This window comes from Cryobacterium frigoriphilum (assembly GCF_004403305.1).
Classification (GTDB): Bacteria; Actinomycetota; Actinomycetes; order Actinomycetales; family Microbacteriaceae; genus Cryobacterium; species Cryobacterium frigoriphilum.
Genome location: NZ_SOHE01000016.1, coordinates 1 through 14,026, shown reverse-complemented (window position 1 = coordinate 14,026; position 14,026 = coordinate 1). Strand labels below are relative to the sequence as shown.

Annotated in this window: 16 protein-coding genes; 1 reads left to right on the top strand and 15 read right to left on the bottom strand. The window is 69.4% G+C overall.

Annotation, left to right across the window (positions count from 1 at the left end; all coding sequences use genetic code 11):
* Positions 1-139: 139 nt before the first annotated feature.
* The 14 genes from E3T55_RS20170 to tilS form a co-directional block, all read right to left on the bottom strand.
* A complete protein-coding gene (locus E3T55_RS20170; protein WP_166791656.1) occupies positions 140-286 on the bottom strand; it encodes a hypothetical protein in 147 nt (48 codons plus the stop codon).
* Between the two features lie 27 nt (positions 287-313).
* Positions 314-1,876 carry a lysine--tRNA ligase gene (lysS, locus tag E3T55_RS02955; RefSeq protein WP_134518089.1) on the bottom strand — a complete coding sequence of 521 codons (1,563 nt, stop codon included), beginning with the start codon at positions 1,874-1,876 and terminating at the stop codon, positions 314-316.
* An 8-nt stretch (positions 1,877-1,884) separates the two neighbouring features.
* Positions 1,885-2,808: a pantoate--beta-alanine ligase gene (gene panC / locus E3T55_RS02950; protein ID WP_134518088.1), complete on the bottom strand. Its 924-nt coding sequence runs from the start codon at positions 2,806-2,808 to the stop codon at positions 1,885-1,887.
* Positions 2,805-3,557, bottom strand: coding sequence for a Rossmann-like and DUF2520 domain-containing protein (locus tag E3T55_RS02945; protein ID WP_134518087.1), 753 nt, complete (start codon positions 3,555-3,557; stop codon positions 2,805-2,807). Before E3T55_RS02945 ends, panC begins: the two co-directional genes overlap by 4 nt.
* Positions 3,554-5,332, bottom strand: coding sequence for a PH domain-containing protein (locus E3T55_RS02940; protein WP_134518086.1), 1,779 nt, complete (start codon positions 5,330-5,332; stop codon positions 3,554-3,556). Before E3T55_RS02940 ends, E3T55_RS02945 begins: the two co-directional genes overlap by 4 nt.
* On the bottom strand, positions 5,329-5,838 hold the full coding sequence (locus E3T55_RS02935) for a PH domain-containing protein (RefSeq protein ID WP_134518273.1): 510 nt from the start codon (positions 5,836-5,838) through the stop codon (positions 5,329-5,331). The genes E3T55_RS02940 and E3T55_RS02935 overlap by 4 nt, the downstream gene beginning before the upstream one ends.
* Positions 5,839-6,061: 223 nt before the next feature.
* Positions 6,062-6,532, bottom strand: a complete 471-nt coding sequence (locus E3T55_RS02930; RefSeq protein WP_134518085.1) for a DUF3180 domain-containing protein — start codon at positions 6,530-6,532, stop codon at positions 6,062-6,064.
* Positions 6,529-7,140: a 2-amino-4-hydroxy-6-hydroxymethyldihydropteridine diphosphokinase gene (gene folK / locus E3T55_RS02925; protein WP_134518084.1), complete on the bottom strand. Its 612-nt coding sequence runs from the start codon at positions 7,138-7,140 to the stop codon at positions 6,529-6,531. The genes E3T55_RS02930 and folK overlap by 4 nt, the downstream gene beginning before the upstream one ends.
* A complete protein-coding gene (folB, locus tag E3T55_RS02920) occupies positions 7,137-7,532 on the bottom strand; it encodes a dihydroneopterin aldolase (protein WP_134518083.1) in 396 nt (131 codons plus the stop codon). The genes folK and folB overlap by 4 nt, the downstream gene beginning before the upstream one ends.
* Positions 7,529-8,335, bottom strand: coding sequence for a dihydropteroate synthase (gene folP / locus E3T55_RS02915; protein ID WP_134518082.1), 807 nt, complete (start codon positions 8,333-8,335; stop codon positions 7,529-7,531). Before folP ends, folB begins: the two co-directional genes overlap by 4 nt.
* A complete protein-coding gene (gene folE, locus E3T55_RS02910) occupies positions 8,332-8,910 on the bottom strand; it encodes a GTP cyclohydrolase I (RefSeq protein ID WP_134518081.1) in 579 nt (192 codons plus the stop codon). The genes folP and folE overlap by 4 nt, the downstream gene beginning before the upstream one ends.
* Before the next feature lie 7 nt (positions 8,911-8,917).
* Entirely contained in the window at positions 8,918-10,924 is a 2,007-nt protein-coding gene (ftsH, locus tag E3T55_RS02905) for an ATP-dependent zinc metalloprotease FtsH (RefSeq protein ID WP_134518080.1), read from the bottom strand.
* Positions 10,925-11,030: 106 nt separating this feature from the next.
* Positions 11,031-11,597 carry a hypoxanthine phosphoribosyltransferase gene (gene hpt, locus E3T55_RS02900; RefSeq protein WP_134518079.1) on the bottom strand — a complete coding sequence of 189 codons (567 nt, stop codon included), beginning with the start codon at positions 11,595-11,597 and terminating at the stop codon, positions 11,031-11,033.
* Complete coding sequence (tilS, locus tag E3T55_RS02895) at positions 11,575-12,633, bottom strand: tRNA lysidine(34) synthetase TilS (RefSeq protein WP_134518078.1); 1,059 nt, start codon at positions 12,631-12,633, stop codon at positions 11,575-11,577. The genes hpt and tilS overlap by 23 nt, the downstream gene beginning before the upstream one ends.
* A 45-nt stretch (positions 12,634-12,678) precedes the next feature.
* Here tilS and E3T55_RS02890 point away from each other — a divergent pair, with 45 nt between their 5' ends.
* Entirely contained in the window at positions 12,679-13,170 is a 492-nt protein-coding gene (locus E3T55_RS02890; RefSeq protein ID WP_119976313.1) for an inorganic diphosphatase, read from the top strand.
* 173 nt (positions 13,171-13,343) lie between these two features.
* Here E3T55_RS02890 and E3T55_RS02885 read toward each other — a convergent pair.
* Positions 13,344-14,026: C40 family peptidase (locus E3T55_RS02885; protein ID WP_166791655.1), on the bottom strand; the 683-nt coding region annotated here is incomplete at its 5' end.

Sequence of the window (14,026 nt, the reverse complement as noted above, 5' to 3'; positions counted from 1 at the left end):
GCCGACCTGTGTGGGGAGAGGCCGCGTGGCGAAAGCAGGACGCGACCACCCAAAACGGTCAAAACGTCCTGCGTACGCCGACACAAGCGCAATTCGTCCTGCTTTCGCCACGGGCCGGGCAGCGGATGCCGGCGCGCGGCTACTTGGTCAGCAGCCCGTAGACCCCGGAGCCGACGAAATACACTCCGATGCCGCCGGCGACGACCCAGATGGCGATGCGGTTCATCGTCGGCGGCTTTTTGCCGCCCTTATCGGGCTCGAGCTCGCCCGGCGGAAGGTAACTCATCGGCCAGCGCTCATGACCGCGAGACTACTACTTCACCAGCGGAAACAGAATCGTCTCGCGAATGCCGAGCCCCGTGAGGGCCATCAGCAGGCGATCGATGCCCATGCCCATGCCGCCGGTCGGCGGCATGCCGTATTCGAGCGCCCGCAGAAACTCCTCGTCGAGGCGCATGGCCTCGGGGTCGCCGTTCGCGGCGAGGCTCGCCTGCTCGACGAAGCGTTCGCGCTGGATGACGGGGTCGACGAGCTCGGAGTACCCGGTCGCGAGCTCGAAGCCGCGAATGTACAGATCCCACTTCTCGACCACGCCGGGGATCGAGCGGTGTCCGCGCACGAGAGGGCTCGTGTCGATGGGAAAGTCCATCACGAAGGTCGGGCGCACGAGGTCGCCCTTCACGAAGTGCTCCCAGAGCTCTTCGACGTACTTGCCGTGAATCGGGTGCTCGAGCTCGAGGCCTTCGCGGGTCGCGAGTTCCTGCAGCTCGGCCAGCGGTGTCGCCGGCGAGATCTCGCGGTGCACGGCGGCCGAGAGGCTCTCGTACATGCTGATGCGGTCCCACTCGCCGCCGAGGTCGAACTCGGTCTCGTCGGCCCAGGTCACCACGTGCGACCCGGCGATCGCCATCGCCGCGTTCTGGATCAGCTTCTGGGTGAGGTCGGCGATCGAGTTGTAGTCGCCGTAGGCCTCATAGGCCTCGAGCATCGCGAACTCGGGCGAGTGTGTCGAGTCGGCGCCCTCGTTGCGAAAGTTGCGGTTGATCTCGTAGACCCGGTCGATGCCGCCGACCACGGCCCGCTTGAGGAACAGCTCCGGCGCGATGCGCAGAAAGAGCTCGGTGTCGAAGGCGTTCGAGTGCGTCGCGAACGGGCGAGCGGATGCCCCGCCGTGCATGGTCTGCAGCATGGGCGTCTCGATCTCGAGAAATTCCAGATCGGTGAACGTCTTGCGCAGGCTCGCGACGGTCTGTGAGCGCTGCACGACGGTGCGGCGGGCCTGTTCGCGGTTGATGAGGTCGAGGTACCGGCTGCGCACCCGGGTCTCTTCGCTCAGCTCGCTGTGCAGGTTCGGCAGCGGCAGCAGCGCCTTCGCGGCAATCTGCCAGTCGGTGACCATGATCGACAGCTCGCCGCGGCGGCTCGAGATGACCTCGCCGGACACGAAGAGGTGGTCGCCGAGGTCGGTGAGGTCTTTCCACTCGCTCAGGGAGTCCGCACCGACGGCGGCGAGGCTCACCATGGCCTGGATGCGGGTGCCGTCGCCGGACTGCAGGCTCGCGAAGCACAGCTTGCCGGTGTTACGCAGAAACACGACGCGGCCGGCGACGCCGACGGTGACGCCGGTGACGGCATCCGCTTCGAGGGCGCCGAATTCGGCGCGCACGGCGGGGATCGTGTGGGTGACGGGAACCGAGACCGGGTACGCGCCGCCACCCGGGGTGCTCGCGGCCGCGTTGAGGCGGTCGCGCTTGCCGAGACGCACGGCCTGCTGCTCGCTGACCTCCGAATCGCTCAGGCCGGCGAAGGCGAGGGCACTGTCGGTCAGGTCGGACTCGCTCGTGTCAGCGGCGCGTGGGGCGGGGTTCTTGCTCATAACGACTCTCAGATTTTCTGTGCTGTGGCGCGGGGTTCGGGATTCAGGTCGAGGGGCACGTTGTCGATGAGTCGGGTGTGGCCCACGAGCGCCGCCACGAGCATGCGGGCCGGCCCGCGGTGCTGCGCCTCAACGGGCAGAAACGTCTCTGGGTGCACAACAACGAGATAGTCCAGTTTAACCAGCGGTCGGGCGGCGATGATCGCACGCGCGGTGCGGGTGGCGGCCGCGGCATCCGCTGTTCCGAGGGCAGCGGCGACGGATGCCGCCCCCAGACCCTCGGACAGGCTCACCGCCGCCTCGGCCTCGCTGGGTTCGAGGTAACGGTTGCGGCTGGAGAGCGCGAGGCCACTGGGCTCCCGCACGATCGGGGCGACCTCGATCGCGACCCGCAGATTGAGATCGGCGACCATGCGCTGCACGAGAAAGACCTGCTGCGCGTCTTTCTGACCGAACATCACCGTGTCGGGGCCGACGATGTTGATCAGTTTCGACACGACGGTGAGCATCCCGTCGAAGTGTCCGGGGCGCGCTGCGCCCTCGAGCAACGAGCCGACCGGCCCGGCGACGACGCGGGTGAGGCCGCCACCGGCCGGGTACATCTCGTCGGCCGTCGGAACGAAGACGACGTCGACGCCGAGTTCGGTGAGCAGGGCCACGTCGGCGTCGAGGGTGCGCGGGTATGCGTCGAGGTCTTCGCCGGCGCCGAACTGCAGCGGGTTGACGAAGATCGAGACGACGACGATTTCGCCGCGCGAACGGGCCCGGCGAACGAGTGAGAGGTGCCCGGCGTGCAGGGCGCCCATCGTCGGAACGAGCACGACGCGGCCGGGGGTGCCGTCGGCGCGGCGCGTGGCTGCACGGTCGCGGTCAAGCGCCGCGCGCAGTTCGGTGATGGTGCCAATCAGTTCTGGCCTGGTGAGCACGGTCATTCGTCCTCCGAGTCGGTGCGGTCGGTGCGGGGCTGGGTGGTGAGAGCGTCGAGGTCGCGCACGTCAGGGCTGGTGCGCTGCAGCGCGTTTTCGACGGCGGAGCGAACGAGCGGGCCGAGCACGGCGCCGGGGCGGTCGATGCCGATTCCGGCGAGCAACCGTGTCGATTGTTCCACAATCGAGGTCGAGAAGGCGGTCGCGGTCTCGATCGCTTCGGCGTAGGCGGCACGATCACGCTCGGCCACGATGAGGGGTTCACCGCCCATTTCCACGACGAGGGCCTGCCCGATCGGCAACACCGGAGTCGGCGCGGTCACCGCGAAATAGCTGTCGGCGAGGCGGGCCAGGTCAAGGCTCGTGCCGGTGAAGGCCATCGCCGGGTGGATAGCGAGAGGGATCGCGCCGCCGAGCAGGGCGGGGGCGAGCACATCCGTGCCGAACCGGGCCGAGGTGTGCATGACGAGCTGGCCGGCCTGCCAGGTGCGGGTCGCGGCGAGGCCTGCCACGAGGCTTTCGAGGGCGTCGTCGGGCACGCAGATGATCACGAGCTCGCTGCGCTCGACGATTTCGGGCACCGTGAGAATGGGCACGCCCGGCAAGATCGCCTCGGCCCTGTCGCGACTGGCCTGCGAGATGGCGGAGATGCCGACGAGGGCGTGGCCGGCGCCCGCGAGGGCGGCGCCGAGGATCGGGCCGACGTGGCCCGCGCCGATGATGCCGACGCCGAGGCGTCCGGGACGGGGGGTCATTCGGGGAGTCCTGTCGTGAATTTCGGCGCCGTGGGGTTGGGCACAGCGGGGTTGGGCACAGCGGGGTTGGGCACAGCGGGGTTGGGCACAGCGGGTGACGGTGTCGGCGCGGGCGAATGCGGCGCTGCGGGTGCGAGCGAGGCCGCCTGGTTCCAGCGATGACTCGTGTCCGTTGCGGCGAAGGCAGCCGCGTCGGCGGAAATGCGGGCGAACATCCGCTTGGCTTCGTCGGCGTCGAGCACGCTGAGCTGCGCCGTGACCGGGCCCACCACCGTGTGCAGGCGAGCGGATGCGAGCCCCAGGCGCCGTTTGATGGCCCCCTGATCGATGCCGACGCTCTGCAGCCGGGCCAGGGGAACCAGAATCAGGTCGCGCGAGATGACGCCGTGGCGCAGCAGGGCGACTCCCCCGGAGACGGCGTACCCGGTGCGGCGCCACGAGAACGGGCGCAACCAGCGGGCGCGTCGCGGTGCATTGATGAAGCCGTCGTCGCTGCTGCCGCTGTCGCCGCCGGTTCCGGTTCCAGCCATGCCCTGCTGCACGAGGTGGCGCTGCTCGGGGGTCGAAAACCCGGGCAGCAGCAGCTCGAGCACGCGCTCCACGTCGCCCACGGTGCCGACCGGCAGCATCAGGGTGCTCGCCCCGCCGCCGGCGCCCTGCATGACGGACTGTCCGGCCTTGTTGATCTGCACCTGCCACCAGCCGAATGGTCGCCAGAGCAGCGGCTGGGAGACGCCGACGGCGTGGATGCGGCCCGGCGGCAGGGTTTCGCTGCTCGTCGAGAGCAGGCCGAAGCCCACGCGCACGCCATCAGTCGTGCTGGAGATGCTGTAGCGCAGGGTCTTCGTGATGCGGGAGGAGTAATACCCGACGCTGCCGATGATGCCCGGCAGAATCGCGAACAGCAACCAGCCGCTGCCGCCGCTGACGACGCTGATCACGAGGGCGACGACGGCCGCCAGCAGAAAGAGGGTGAAGCCGCTGAGCACGATCGACCCGATCAGGCGGCCGACCGGAATGCGCACGACCGATTCGGGCGGGGCGGCATCGGGGTCGAGTTCCGGCGCCATGAACTCGTGCATGCGAGCCGAGGCCAGGCCGCCGAGTCCCGCGGCGCCCGACCGGCCGGCAGCGCCCCCGGGACCGGTCTCGAGCCCGGTCCCGGGGCCGCTCTCGAGCCCGGCGGCATCCGTTGCTGCCGCCTGACGGATGCCGGAGGCGAGTCGCAGAATATCCCGGCGCAGGTCATCGGCCAGGTCGCCGCGCAGGTAGGCGAGCTGCACGGAGCCGTCCTGCCCGCCGACGCTGACCTCGAGCCGGGCGGTGCCGAACAGGCGCGGAATGAACGGCCGCATCAGGTTCACGCCCTGGATGCGGTCGAGGCGGGCCTTGCGGTGGCTGCGGAAGAGGATGCCGCTGCGCACCTCGACCGCGTCGGCCCCGACCCGGAAGGTGTGCATGCGCCAGGACACGTAGAAGGCCGCAAGAATGATGATGAGTATGGCCGCGATGCCGAGCAGCGCCCAGCCGACTGCGCCGCGGCGCACGATCTCGTCGAGCGGGTCGCCCTCGAAGTGCGGTTCGCCGAAAAAGAACTCGACGAGGCGTTCACGCAGGTTCGTGATGACAAAACCGAGCACGGCGACGACGAAGATTCCGCCGCGCAGCAGCGGCGTCGCTGGGTGCAGGCGGTGCCACTCGCCGTCGGTGAGCGGCGCCTGCGGCCGCAGGCTCGGCGGTGCCGGGCGGGCCGCGGCCGGAACCGGGCCGGTCACAGTCCGGCCCGGCGACTCTCGGCGAGCTCCACCAGTCGGTCGCGCAGGCCCTCGGCGTCGGCCTCGCGCAGCCCCGGAATCGCCACCGCGGTCGTGGCGGCGGCGGTCACGAACTTGAGGTCGGCGAGCCCGAGCCAGCGGGCCACCGGCCCGCGCGTGATGTCAACGAGCTGCATGCGGCCATAAGGCACCGCCACGAAGCGCTGAAAGAGAATGCCGCGGCGAAACAGCAGGTCGTCGGCGCGCAGCTGGTAGCCGATCGACCGCACCCGGCGCGGTTCGAAGATGAGGTTCAGCACCGTGATGAGCAGCATCGCGACGCCCACCCAGAGCGCCCAGGTCTGGTCGGCCAGCAGCCACAGCAGGGCCGCCCCGAGGCAGACGACGAACCCGAAGATGATGGTGCCGACGACTTCAACGACAACGTACCGCGGCGACACCCGCTGCCACTCGCCGTCAAGATCGAGGCGCGGGGGCCGCTGCTCGGCAAGCGGATGCTGCGGCAAGGTTTCCGGCGCCGGCTCGGCGCCATCGGACGCGGCGACGGGCGCGGCGACGGGCACAGCGTCCGAGAGCTGCGCGTCGTACGGCACGTCGTCGTACGGTGCAGCGTCGCGCGGTGCAGCGTCGCGCGGTGCAGCGTCGCGCGGTGCAGCGTCGCGCGGTGCAGCGTCGCGCGGTGCAGCGTCGTATCGTGCTGCGTCACCTGGTGCGTCGTCAGAGTGTGAGTTAGGCACGTTCGCCTCCCGGCTGGCTCTCGTCATCGTCCGGCGGCAGAGTACAGAACTTTTCGGCGACCAGGCCACCCGCAAGCAGGATGCCGGCACCGAGCGCCGTTGCAATGGCCAGCCACACTGATGTTACCGCCGGCACCACGGAGCGCGTCAGGATGAATGCCACGATTCCGGCGCCGGCGCCAGCGACGAGCGAGCCGCTGAGGCTCGACGCCTTCGCGAGCACGGCGACGCGCATCGCCCGAAACGGGTCAACGAGGCGCCGACCGCGGCCCCGAGTGACCTGCCGGATCGGCCAGGCCAGCAGCACAACCACGACGCCCACGACGATGAGGGTGAGCGGCAGGGTGACGGGCGGCACGATGATGGCCCGCCCCGACGCCGCAGCGGCGATTTCGACGAGCAGGCCGAGCACGAAACCCAGCAGCCCGAGGGCGATCAACGGGGTCGGGCGGGACGGCTTCACCGCGAGGCTCCGAGGCCCGACGCTCCGAGCGCCGCGGCGCCGGTCGGCGCGGCGCGAGGCGGGGCGTCGCGAGGCGGCGCGTCGATGCGGGTGTCGGTGTAGCGCCGCGCAGTCTGCTCGGTTGCCGCGAGCAGGTCGCGCACCGGGCCGCGCCCGGGCAGCACGGCGTCGGGGTCGACGTCAAGCCACGGTGCCAGCACAAAGTCACGGGCGTGGGCGAGCGGATGCGGCAGCGTGAGCCGGGCATCCGCTCGCACCAGATCACCGATCACGATGATGTCGATGTCGAGGGTGCGGTCGCCCCAGCGCTCGGCGCGCACCCGGCCGTGATCGGCCTCGATCGAATTCACGGCCGCGAGCAGGTCGAGCGGGTCGCCCGCGAAGCTGCCGGCTACGACGCCGTTGAGGTAGCGGGGCGCGGCCGCATCGACCCCGTCGAGTTTCAACGCGGCGGATTCCCAGAGCGGGGAGACGTCGCTGAGTTCGAGGCCGTCGACCGCGAAGAGATCCTGCACGGCCTGAATCAGCGTCGCGGCACGGTCGCCGAGGTTGCTGCCCAGCGCAAGGATCACCGGGGCGGCAGCGGGCAGGGCGGCGGGGCCGCTCACGCGCGGCTCCGCTCGATCTGCGCGCGTTCAATCTGCACGCGTTCAATCTGCACCGAGACATCCGTGAACGGAATCTCGATCGGCGCCTCTGGTTTGTGCACCGTCACCCGCACCCGCTCTGCCGCGGCGTGGGCGAGTACGACCGCGGCGATGCGCTCGGCGACGGTTTCGATCAGGTCGACCGGGTTGTGCCGCACGGCATCGGCGACCTCGACGGCGAGCTCGCCGTAGTGGATGGTCTGGGTCACGTCGTCGCTCGCGGCCGCGCGCACCAGATCGAGCCAGACCGTCACATCGATGACGAAGTCCTGACCGTTCTCCCGTTCGAAGGCGTAGACGCCGTGGTGGGCGTTGACCCGCAGTCCGGTCAGGGTGATGCAGTCAAGACTCATGAGACCATTCTGGTCGACCCGAGCCGGTTGAGCACGTTCAGGGCGGTACGGGTGCCTGGCACGTCGTGTACCCGCACCGCCCACGCGCCGGCCTGGGCGCACAGCACGCTCACGACGGCGGTCGCCAGGTCCCGGCCCTGAACCGGAGCGCCGTCGGGCAGAACCTCGGCGAGAAACCGTTTGCGGCTCGCGCCGACCATGACGGGAAGGCCGAGGTCGGCAAGCGCGTCGAGGTGGGCCAGCACCCGCCAGTTGTGCTCCGGCAGCTTGGCAAAGCCGAGCCCGGGGTCGAGCACGATCCGGTCGCGGGCGACCCCGGCCGCTGTCAGCACGGCGATGCGTTCGGCGAGAGCAGCGTGCACCTCGGCGACGACGTCGTCGTACAGGGCGAGGGCATCCATCTGCTGGGCGTGACCGCGCCAGTGCATGGCCACGTAGGTGAGGCCGGTCTCGGCGGCGACGGATGCCATCAGCGGGTCCGCGAGACCGCCGGACACGTCGTTGATGATTTCGGCCCCGGCCGCCGCTGCGGCCCTGGCGGTCGAGCCGTTGAGGGTGTCGACGCTGATCCGCAGCCCCTGCCGGGCGAGTTCGGTGATGACGGGAACCACACGGGACTGCTCCTCGGCCGGCGCAACGCGGGTCGCGCCGGGGCGAGTCGACTCTCCGCCGACGTCGATGAGGTCGGCGCCCTGAGCGGCGAGCAGCAGGCCGTGCTCGATCGCGGCATCCGTCGACGCCCACCGGCCGCCATCACTGAAGGAGTCCGGCGTGACGTTCAGCACGCCCATGATCAGGGTCACGGCGCCGGATGCCCCGCCGCGATCAGCGAGATGATCTCGGCCCGGTTGACGGGGTCGGAGAGCTCGCCGCGGCTCGCCATCGTGACCGTCGAGCTGTTGCTCTGGCGCGGGCCGCGAGTGCCGACGCAACCGTGAACGGCGTCGAGCACGACGAGCACGCCGCGCGGCGCGAGACCCGTCTCGAGGGCGCCGGCGATCTCTTCGGTGAGGCGTTCCTGCAATTGCGGGCGCGCCGCGAGCACCTCGATGACGGCGGGCAGGCGGCCGAGGCCCACGACCCGGTCTCCGGGCAGGTAGGCCACGTGCGCGGTGCCGAGGAACGGCAACAGATGGTGCTCGCAGATCGAGCGGAAGGCGATATCGCGCAGCAGCACGAGTTCACCGGTTGCCGGCCCGACCGGCACCGTGTCACGCAGCAGCGTGAGCGGATCCTGGTCGAGGCCGCCGAAGAATTCGGCGTAGGCATCGGCCACCCGGTGTGGGGTTGCGGCGAGGCCGACCCGCTCGGGGTCCTCCCCGATTGCCGCGAGAATTTCGGTCACGGCGCGGCCGATGCGCTCCCTGTCAACTGCCACCGGTGACCTAGGCGGTCGCGGGGCGGGGGTGACGTACCGGCGCTCGGGTGGGCTTGGCGGAGTCGCCACTCGAGATACCGCCGTCGACGGCGGCGCCGTCGATGGGGGCCTTCGGTGCCGGCATGTCGATGGGGGGAACGTCGCTGACCGGGCGCTTGTCGCTCGAGAGCCACTGCGGGCGCGGGGCGAGCTTCTCAACGTCGGTGAAGATCTCGGCGAGGGCGACCTGGTCGAGGGTCTCGTGCTCGAGCAGCGCGGTCGCGAGGCGATCGAGCACCTCACGGTTGTTGATCAGTACCTCGTAGGCCTCGTCGTGAGCGTCTTCGAGCAGCTGACGTACCTCGGCGTCGACCCGCTCGGCGAGTCGCTCCGAGTAGTCGCGCTGGTGGCCCATGTCACGGCCGAGAAAGACCTCGCCGGACCCTTGGCCCAGCTTGAGCGGGCCGACGGCCGCGCTCATGCCGAACTCGGTGACCATCTTGCGGGCCGTGGCGGTGGCCTTCTCGATGTCGTTCGAGGCGCCGGTGGTCGGGTCGTGAAAGATGATCTCTTCCGCGACGCGGCCGCCCATGGCGTAGGCGAGCTGGTCGAGCAGCTCATTGCGTGTAACCGAGTAGCGGTCCTCGAGCGGCATGACCATCGTGTAGCCGAGGGCCCGGCCGCGCGGCAGGATGGTGATCTTGGTGACCGGGTCGGTGTTGCGCATCGCGGTGGCGACGAGGGCGTGGCCACCCTCGTGGTACGCGGTGATGAGCTTTTCCTTGTCGCGCATGACGCGGGATCGACGCTGCGGGCCGGCCATGACACGGTCGACGGCCTCGTCGAGGGCCCGGTTGTCGATGAGCTGGGCGTTGGAACGTGCGGTGAGCAGCGCGGCCTCGTTGAGCACGTTGGCCAGGTCGGCGCCGGTGAAACCGGGCGTCTTGCGGGCGAGTACCTCGAGGTCGACACCCTGAGCCATCGGCTTGCCCTTGGAGTGCACCTCGAGAATGTGCTTGCGGCCGAGCATGTCGGGCGCGTCGACGCCGATCTGACGGTCGAAGCGGCCCGGGCGCAGCAGGGCGGGGTCGAGGATGTCGGGGCGGTTAGTGGCGGCGATGAGGATGACGTTCGCCTTGACGTCGAAGCCGTCCATCTCGACGAGCAGCTGGTTCAGGGTCTGCTCACGTTCGTCGTGGCCGCCGCCCATGCCGGCGCCGCGGTGACGGCCGACGGCGTCGATCTCGTCGATGAAGATGATCGCGGGGGCGTTTTCCTTGGCCTGCTGAAACAGGTCGCGCACTCGGCTGGCGCCGACGCCGACGAACATCTCGACGAAGTCGGAGCCGGAGATGGCGTAGAAGGGCACGTTGGCCTCGCCGGCCACGGCCCGCGCGAGCAAGGTCTTACCGGTGCCGGGAGGGCCGTAGAGCAGCACACCCTTGGGGATGCGGGCGCCGACGGCCTGGAACTTGGCCGGTTCCTTCAGAAAGTCCTTGATCTCTTCGAGCTCTTCGATGGCCTCGTCGGAACCGGCGACGTCGGCGAAGGTGACCTGCGGGCTTTCCTTCGAGACGAGCTTCGCCTTCGACTTGCCGAACTGCATGACTTTGTTGCCGCCGCCCTGCATGCCGGCGAGCATGAACCAGAAGAAGGCACCGATCAGCAGCAGGGGCAGCAGAAAGCCCAGGGCCGAGAGGATCCAGCTGGGCTGGGGTACCTCGTCGGTGAAGCCGTCCTTGGGGTCGGCGGCCGTGACCGCCTGAATGATCTCTTCGCCACGCGGGGCCACGTAGTAGAACTGCACCTCGGTTCCGAGGTCGCCGCTGGCCTTGCTGAGGGTCAGGTCGACCCGCTGCTCGCCGTCGACGATCTTCGCCTCGATCACGTCTCCCGATTTCAGGAGTTCAAGCCCCTGCTGGGTCGGGACCTCGCGGAATCCGGACATGGTGAGCAGGCTCGACCCCACCCAGACCACGATGATGGCCAGAACGAAATAGAGAATGGGGCCGCGAAGAAGCTTCTTGACGTTCATGATCCTCACAGGCTAGCGTGACGGCACTGGAGGATTGCCGTGTGTTCGCCCTCAGGAGAACTCAGGCGCGCTCCGGCGCATGGCGGGGAAATACTGTGCGGAAAGATTACTGTGCGGCCACGGGTGTGTAGACGTGCGGCGCGAGAATGCCGACGGACTTCAGGTTGCGGTACTTTTCGGCGTAGTCGAGGCCGTAGCCCACGACGAACTTGTTCGGAATCTCGAAACCCACATACTTCACGTCGATGTCGACGCGCGCGGCCTCCGGCTTGCGCAGCAGGGCGCAGATCTCGACGGATGCGGGGCCCCGGGTATTGAGGTTGGCGAGCAGCCACGAGAGGGTCAGGCCGGAGTCGATGATGTCCTCAACGATGAGCACGTTGCGGCCGGACAGGTCGGTGTCGAGGTCCTTCAGAATTCGCACGACGCCGCTGGATTCGGTGCCCGATCCGTAGGAGCTCACGGCCATCCAGTCCATCGTGATGGGGTGGTGCAGCTCGCGGGCGAGGTCGGCCATCACCATCACGGCGCCCTTCAGCACCCCGACGAGTAGCAGGTCCTTGCCGGCGTAGTCGGCTTCGATGCGGCGGGAGAGCTCGGCCAGACGGGTGCGAATCTGCTCCTCGCTGATCAGAATCTCGGTGAGGTCTTCAGGAATGTCGCGGGGTTCCATGGGAGCGGAAATGTCCTTCGATCGGTGCGGGTCCAGGGCTGGAGAACACGAGGTCTCCGTCCTGCCGTACAACTCTAACGCCTGCCAGGTCGAGAGCTCCCTGACCGTGCCAGTCGGTCACGAGGCGGGCCGCCATCAGAGTGTGCGTGCGATCGAGGGAAATGCCGAAGGTGCGCTGCACGGCGGCGCGAATCATCCGCTGCCTCAGGGCGGCCGGCTGGCGCTCAAGATCGGCCGCCGGCAGGCGGCATCCGGGGGCGCGGCCGGCGGGCAGGCCAGCGGGCAGACCGTCGAGCAGCGCCGGCACCAGGGCGTCGAGGGCGTCGGCGTCTTCGCGCAATTGTTCGGCGGTGCGCGCGAGGGCCTCGCGAATGCCGGGGCCCAGTTCGCGTTCGAGCATCGGCAACACGGCCTGCCGCACCCGCACCCGGGCGTACCGCGGGTCGAGGTTCTGCGGATCGTGCCACGGGGTCAGGGCGGCGTCGGCACAGAACTGGTGGGTCTGGGCGCGACGGATGCCGAGCAGCGGGCGCAGCCACGGCCCGCTCCGGGCCGCCATTCCGTGCAGGCTGGTGGGGCCGGAGCCGCGGGCGAGGCCCAGCAGCACCGTCTCGGCCTGGTCGTCGAGGGTGTGCCCGAGCAGCACCGCGACCGCTCCGGTCTGCGCCAGCGCGCGCTCGAAGGCGGCGTAGCGCGCGTCTCGGGCGGCGGCCTCCGGGCCGTCAGTCCCGCTCGGCACGTCGATCGCCAGCACGAGCACCGGGTGGAGTCCGAGACCGCGAGCCTGCGCGGCCGCCGTGGCGGCGACATCCGCTGACCTTGCCTGCAGGCCGTGATCGACGATCACGGCGCCGGCCCGCACGCCACCGGATGCCGCGCGGTGGGCTTCGAAGGCCGCGGCCGCGGCCAGGGCCAGCGAATCCGCTCCCCCGCTGAGGCCCACGAGAACGAGACCGTCGGCCGGCAGCACGGCGCGCACGGCCCGGCGCACGTCGGCAATGGCCGGAGTCAAGCGGGGGCGGCGTTCATACTGCATCCAGTAACGTTATCGGCAGACGTGAAACAAGGGAGAAACACAGCTATGGCCGAATACGACGCAGTGATCGAAATCCCCCGCGGGAGCCGCAACAAGTACGAGGTAGACCACGGCACCGGCCGGGTCTACCTCGACCGGGTGCTCTACACGAGCTTCATGTACCCGACCGACTACGGCTACTTCGAGAACACCCTCGGGCTCGACGGTGACCCCGTCGACGTGCTGGTGTTGCTCGACTACCCGCTTTTTCCGGGCGTGGGCGTGTCCGTGCGTCCCGTCGGCGTGTTCAACATGACCGATGACGGCGGCTCCGACGCGAAGGTCATCGCCGTTCCGGCCGGCGACCCGCGCTGGGCGCACATTCAGGATGTCCTCGACATTCCGGAGTACACCCGCAAGGAGATCGAGCACTTCTTCGAGCACTACAAGGACCTTGAGCCGAACAAGTGGGTCAAGACCGAGGGCTGGGGCGACGCCGCCGAGGCCGAGCAGATCGTCGTTGACGGCATCGCGAAGCTGCTCGCCGAGGGCCACTAGAACCTCTCGCTCAGCTGCGCAAAAGCCCCCGCCACCCGGCGGGGGCTTTTTCGTGCCCATTCCAGCGCATCCGCTGCCAAGCGCGAGTTGAGTCGCGGAAAACGCACCGTCGTTCGCAGCATGAGGGTGCGAAGTCCGCGACTCAGCACCCGCATACCACGGGTCAGGTGCAACTATGCCGAGGGGCGACCCACGTACGGTGCGACGGCACCGATCGACCAGATGGAGTGCACGCGCACGCGCTGGCTCGGGTTCGGCGCCTCGAGAATCTGGCCACCGCCGACGTAGATCGCCGTGTGGTAATAGTTGCCGGCGCTGCCCCAGAACAGCAGGTCGCCGACCTGCACGTTGGAGAAGGACACGAGCTTGCCCTGGCTCGCCATGGTGTTGTACTGGTTGGTCGCTGAGTGCGTTCCGATGTAAATGCCGGCAGCGGCATATGATGCTTTGGTCAGTCCGGAGCAGTCCCACTCGTCGGGGCCGGCGCCTCCGAACCGGTACCGATCGCCGAGCTGGGCGCGGGCGAAGCTCAGGGCCGTGGAGACCGCGCTCGCGCTCGGTGCGGGCACGGATGCCTCGGGTGCGGCCGTTTCGGGCGCGGCACTCTCGCCGGAGCCGGCCGGTTCGCTCGAACCCGAACCCGTGCTTCCCGAACCCGCGCTTCCCGAACCCGAGCTGCCCGAGCTGCCCGAGCTGCCCGAGCCAGTGCTGCCCGAACCGCTGCTGCCCGAGCCGGTACTGCCCGAGCCATTCGGCGCGGCCGGGGCCGCGGGTGCCGACGCCGCGGGAGTCTGCTGCCGGGTGGCCTGCGCGGCAATGGCGGCCGCAGCGGCCTGCGCCGCGGCGAAAGCCTCCG

What these genes read in the sequence shown, in the direction of transcription:
- E3T55_RS20170 (WP_166791656.1), bottom strand. Translation starts at nt 286, where the DNA reads ATGAGTTACCTTCCGCCGGGCGAGCTCGAGCCCGATAAGGGCGGCAAA.
- E3T55_RS02945 (WP_134518087.1), bottom strand. Translation starts at nt 3,557, where the DNA reads ATGACCCCCCGTCCCGGACGCCTCGGCGTCGGCATCATCGGCGCGGGC.
- lysS (WP_134518089.1), bottom strand. Translation starts at nt 1,876, where the DNA reads ATGAGCAAGAACCCCGCCCCACGCGCCGCTGACACGAGCGAGTCCGAC.
- tilS (WP_134518078.1), bottom strand. Translation starts at nt 12,633, where the DNA reads ATGCAGTATGAACGCCGCCCCCGCTTGACTCCGGCCATTGCCGACGTG.
- hpt (WP_134518079.1), bottom strand. Translation starts at nt 11,597, where the DNA reads ATGGAACCCCGCGACATTCCTGAAGACCTCACCGAGATTCTGATCAGC.
- panC (WP_134518088.1), bottom strand. Translation starts at nt 2,808, where the DNA reads ATGACCGTGCTCACCAGGCCAGAACTGATTGGCACCATCACCGAACTG.
- ftsH (WP_134518080.1), bottom strand. Translation starts at nt 10,924, where the DNA reads ATGAACGTCAAGAAGCTTCTTCGCGGCCCCATTCTCTATTTCGTTCTG.
- folB (WP_134518083.1), bottom strand. Translation starts at nt 7,532, where the DNA reads ATGAGTCTTGACTGCATCACCCTGACCGGACTGCGGGTCAACGCCCAC.
- E3T55_RS02890 (WP_119976313.1), top strand. Translation starts at nt 12,679, where the DNA reads ATGGCCGAATACGACGCAGTGATCGAAATCCCCCGCGGGAGCCGCAAC.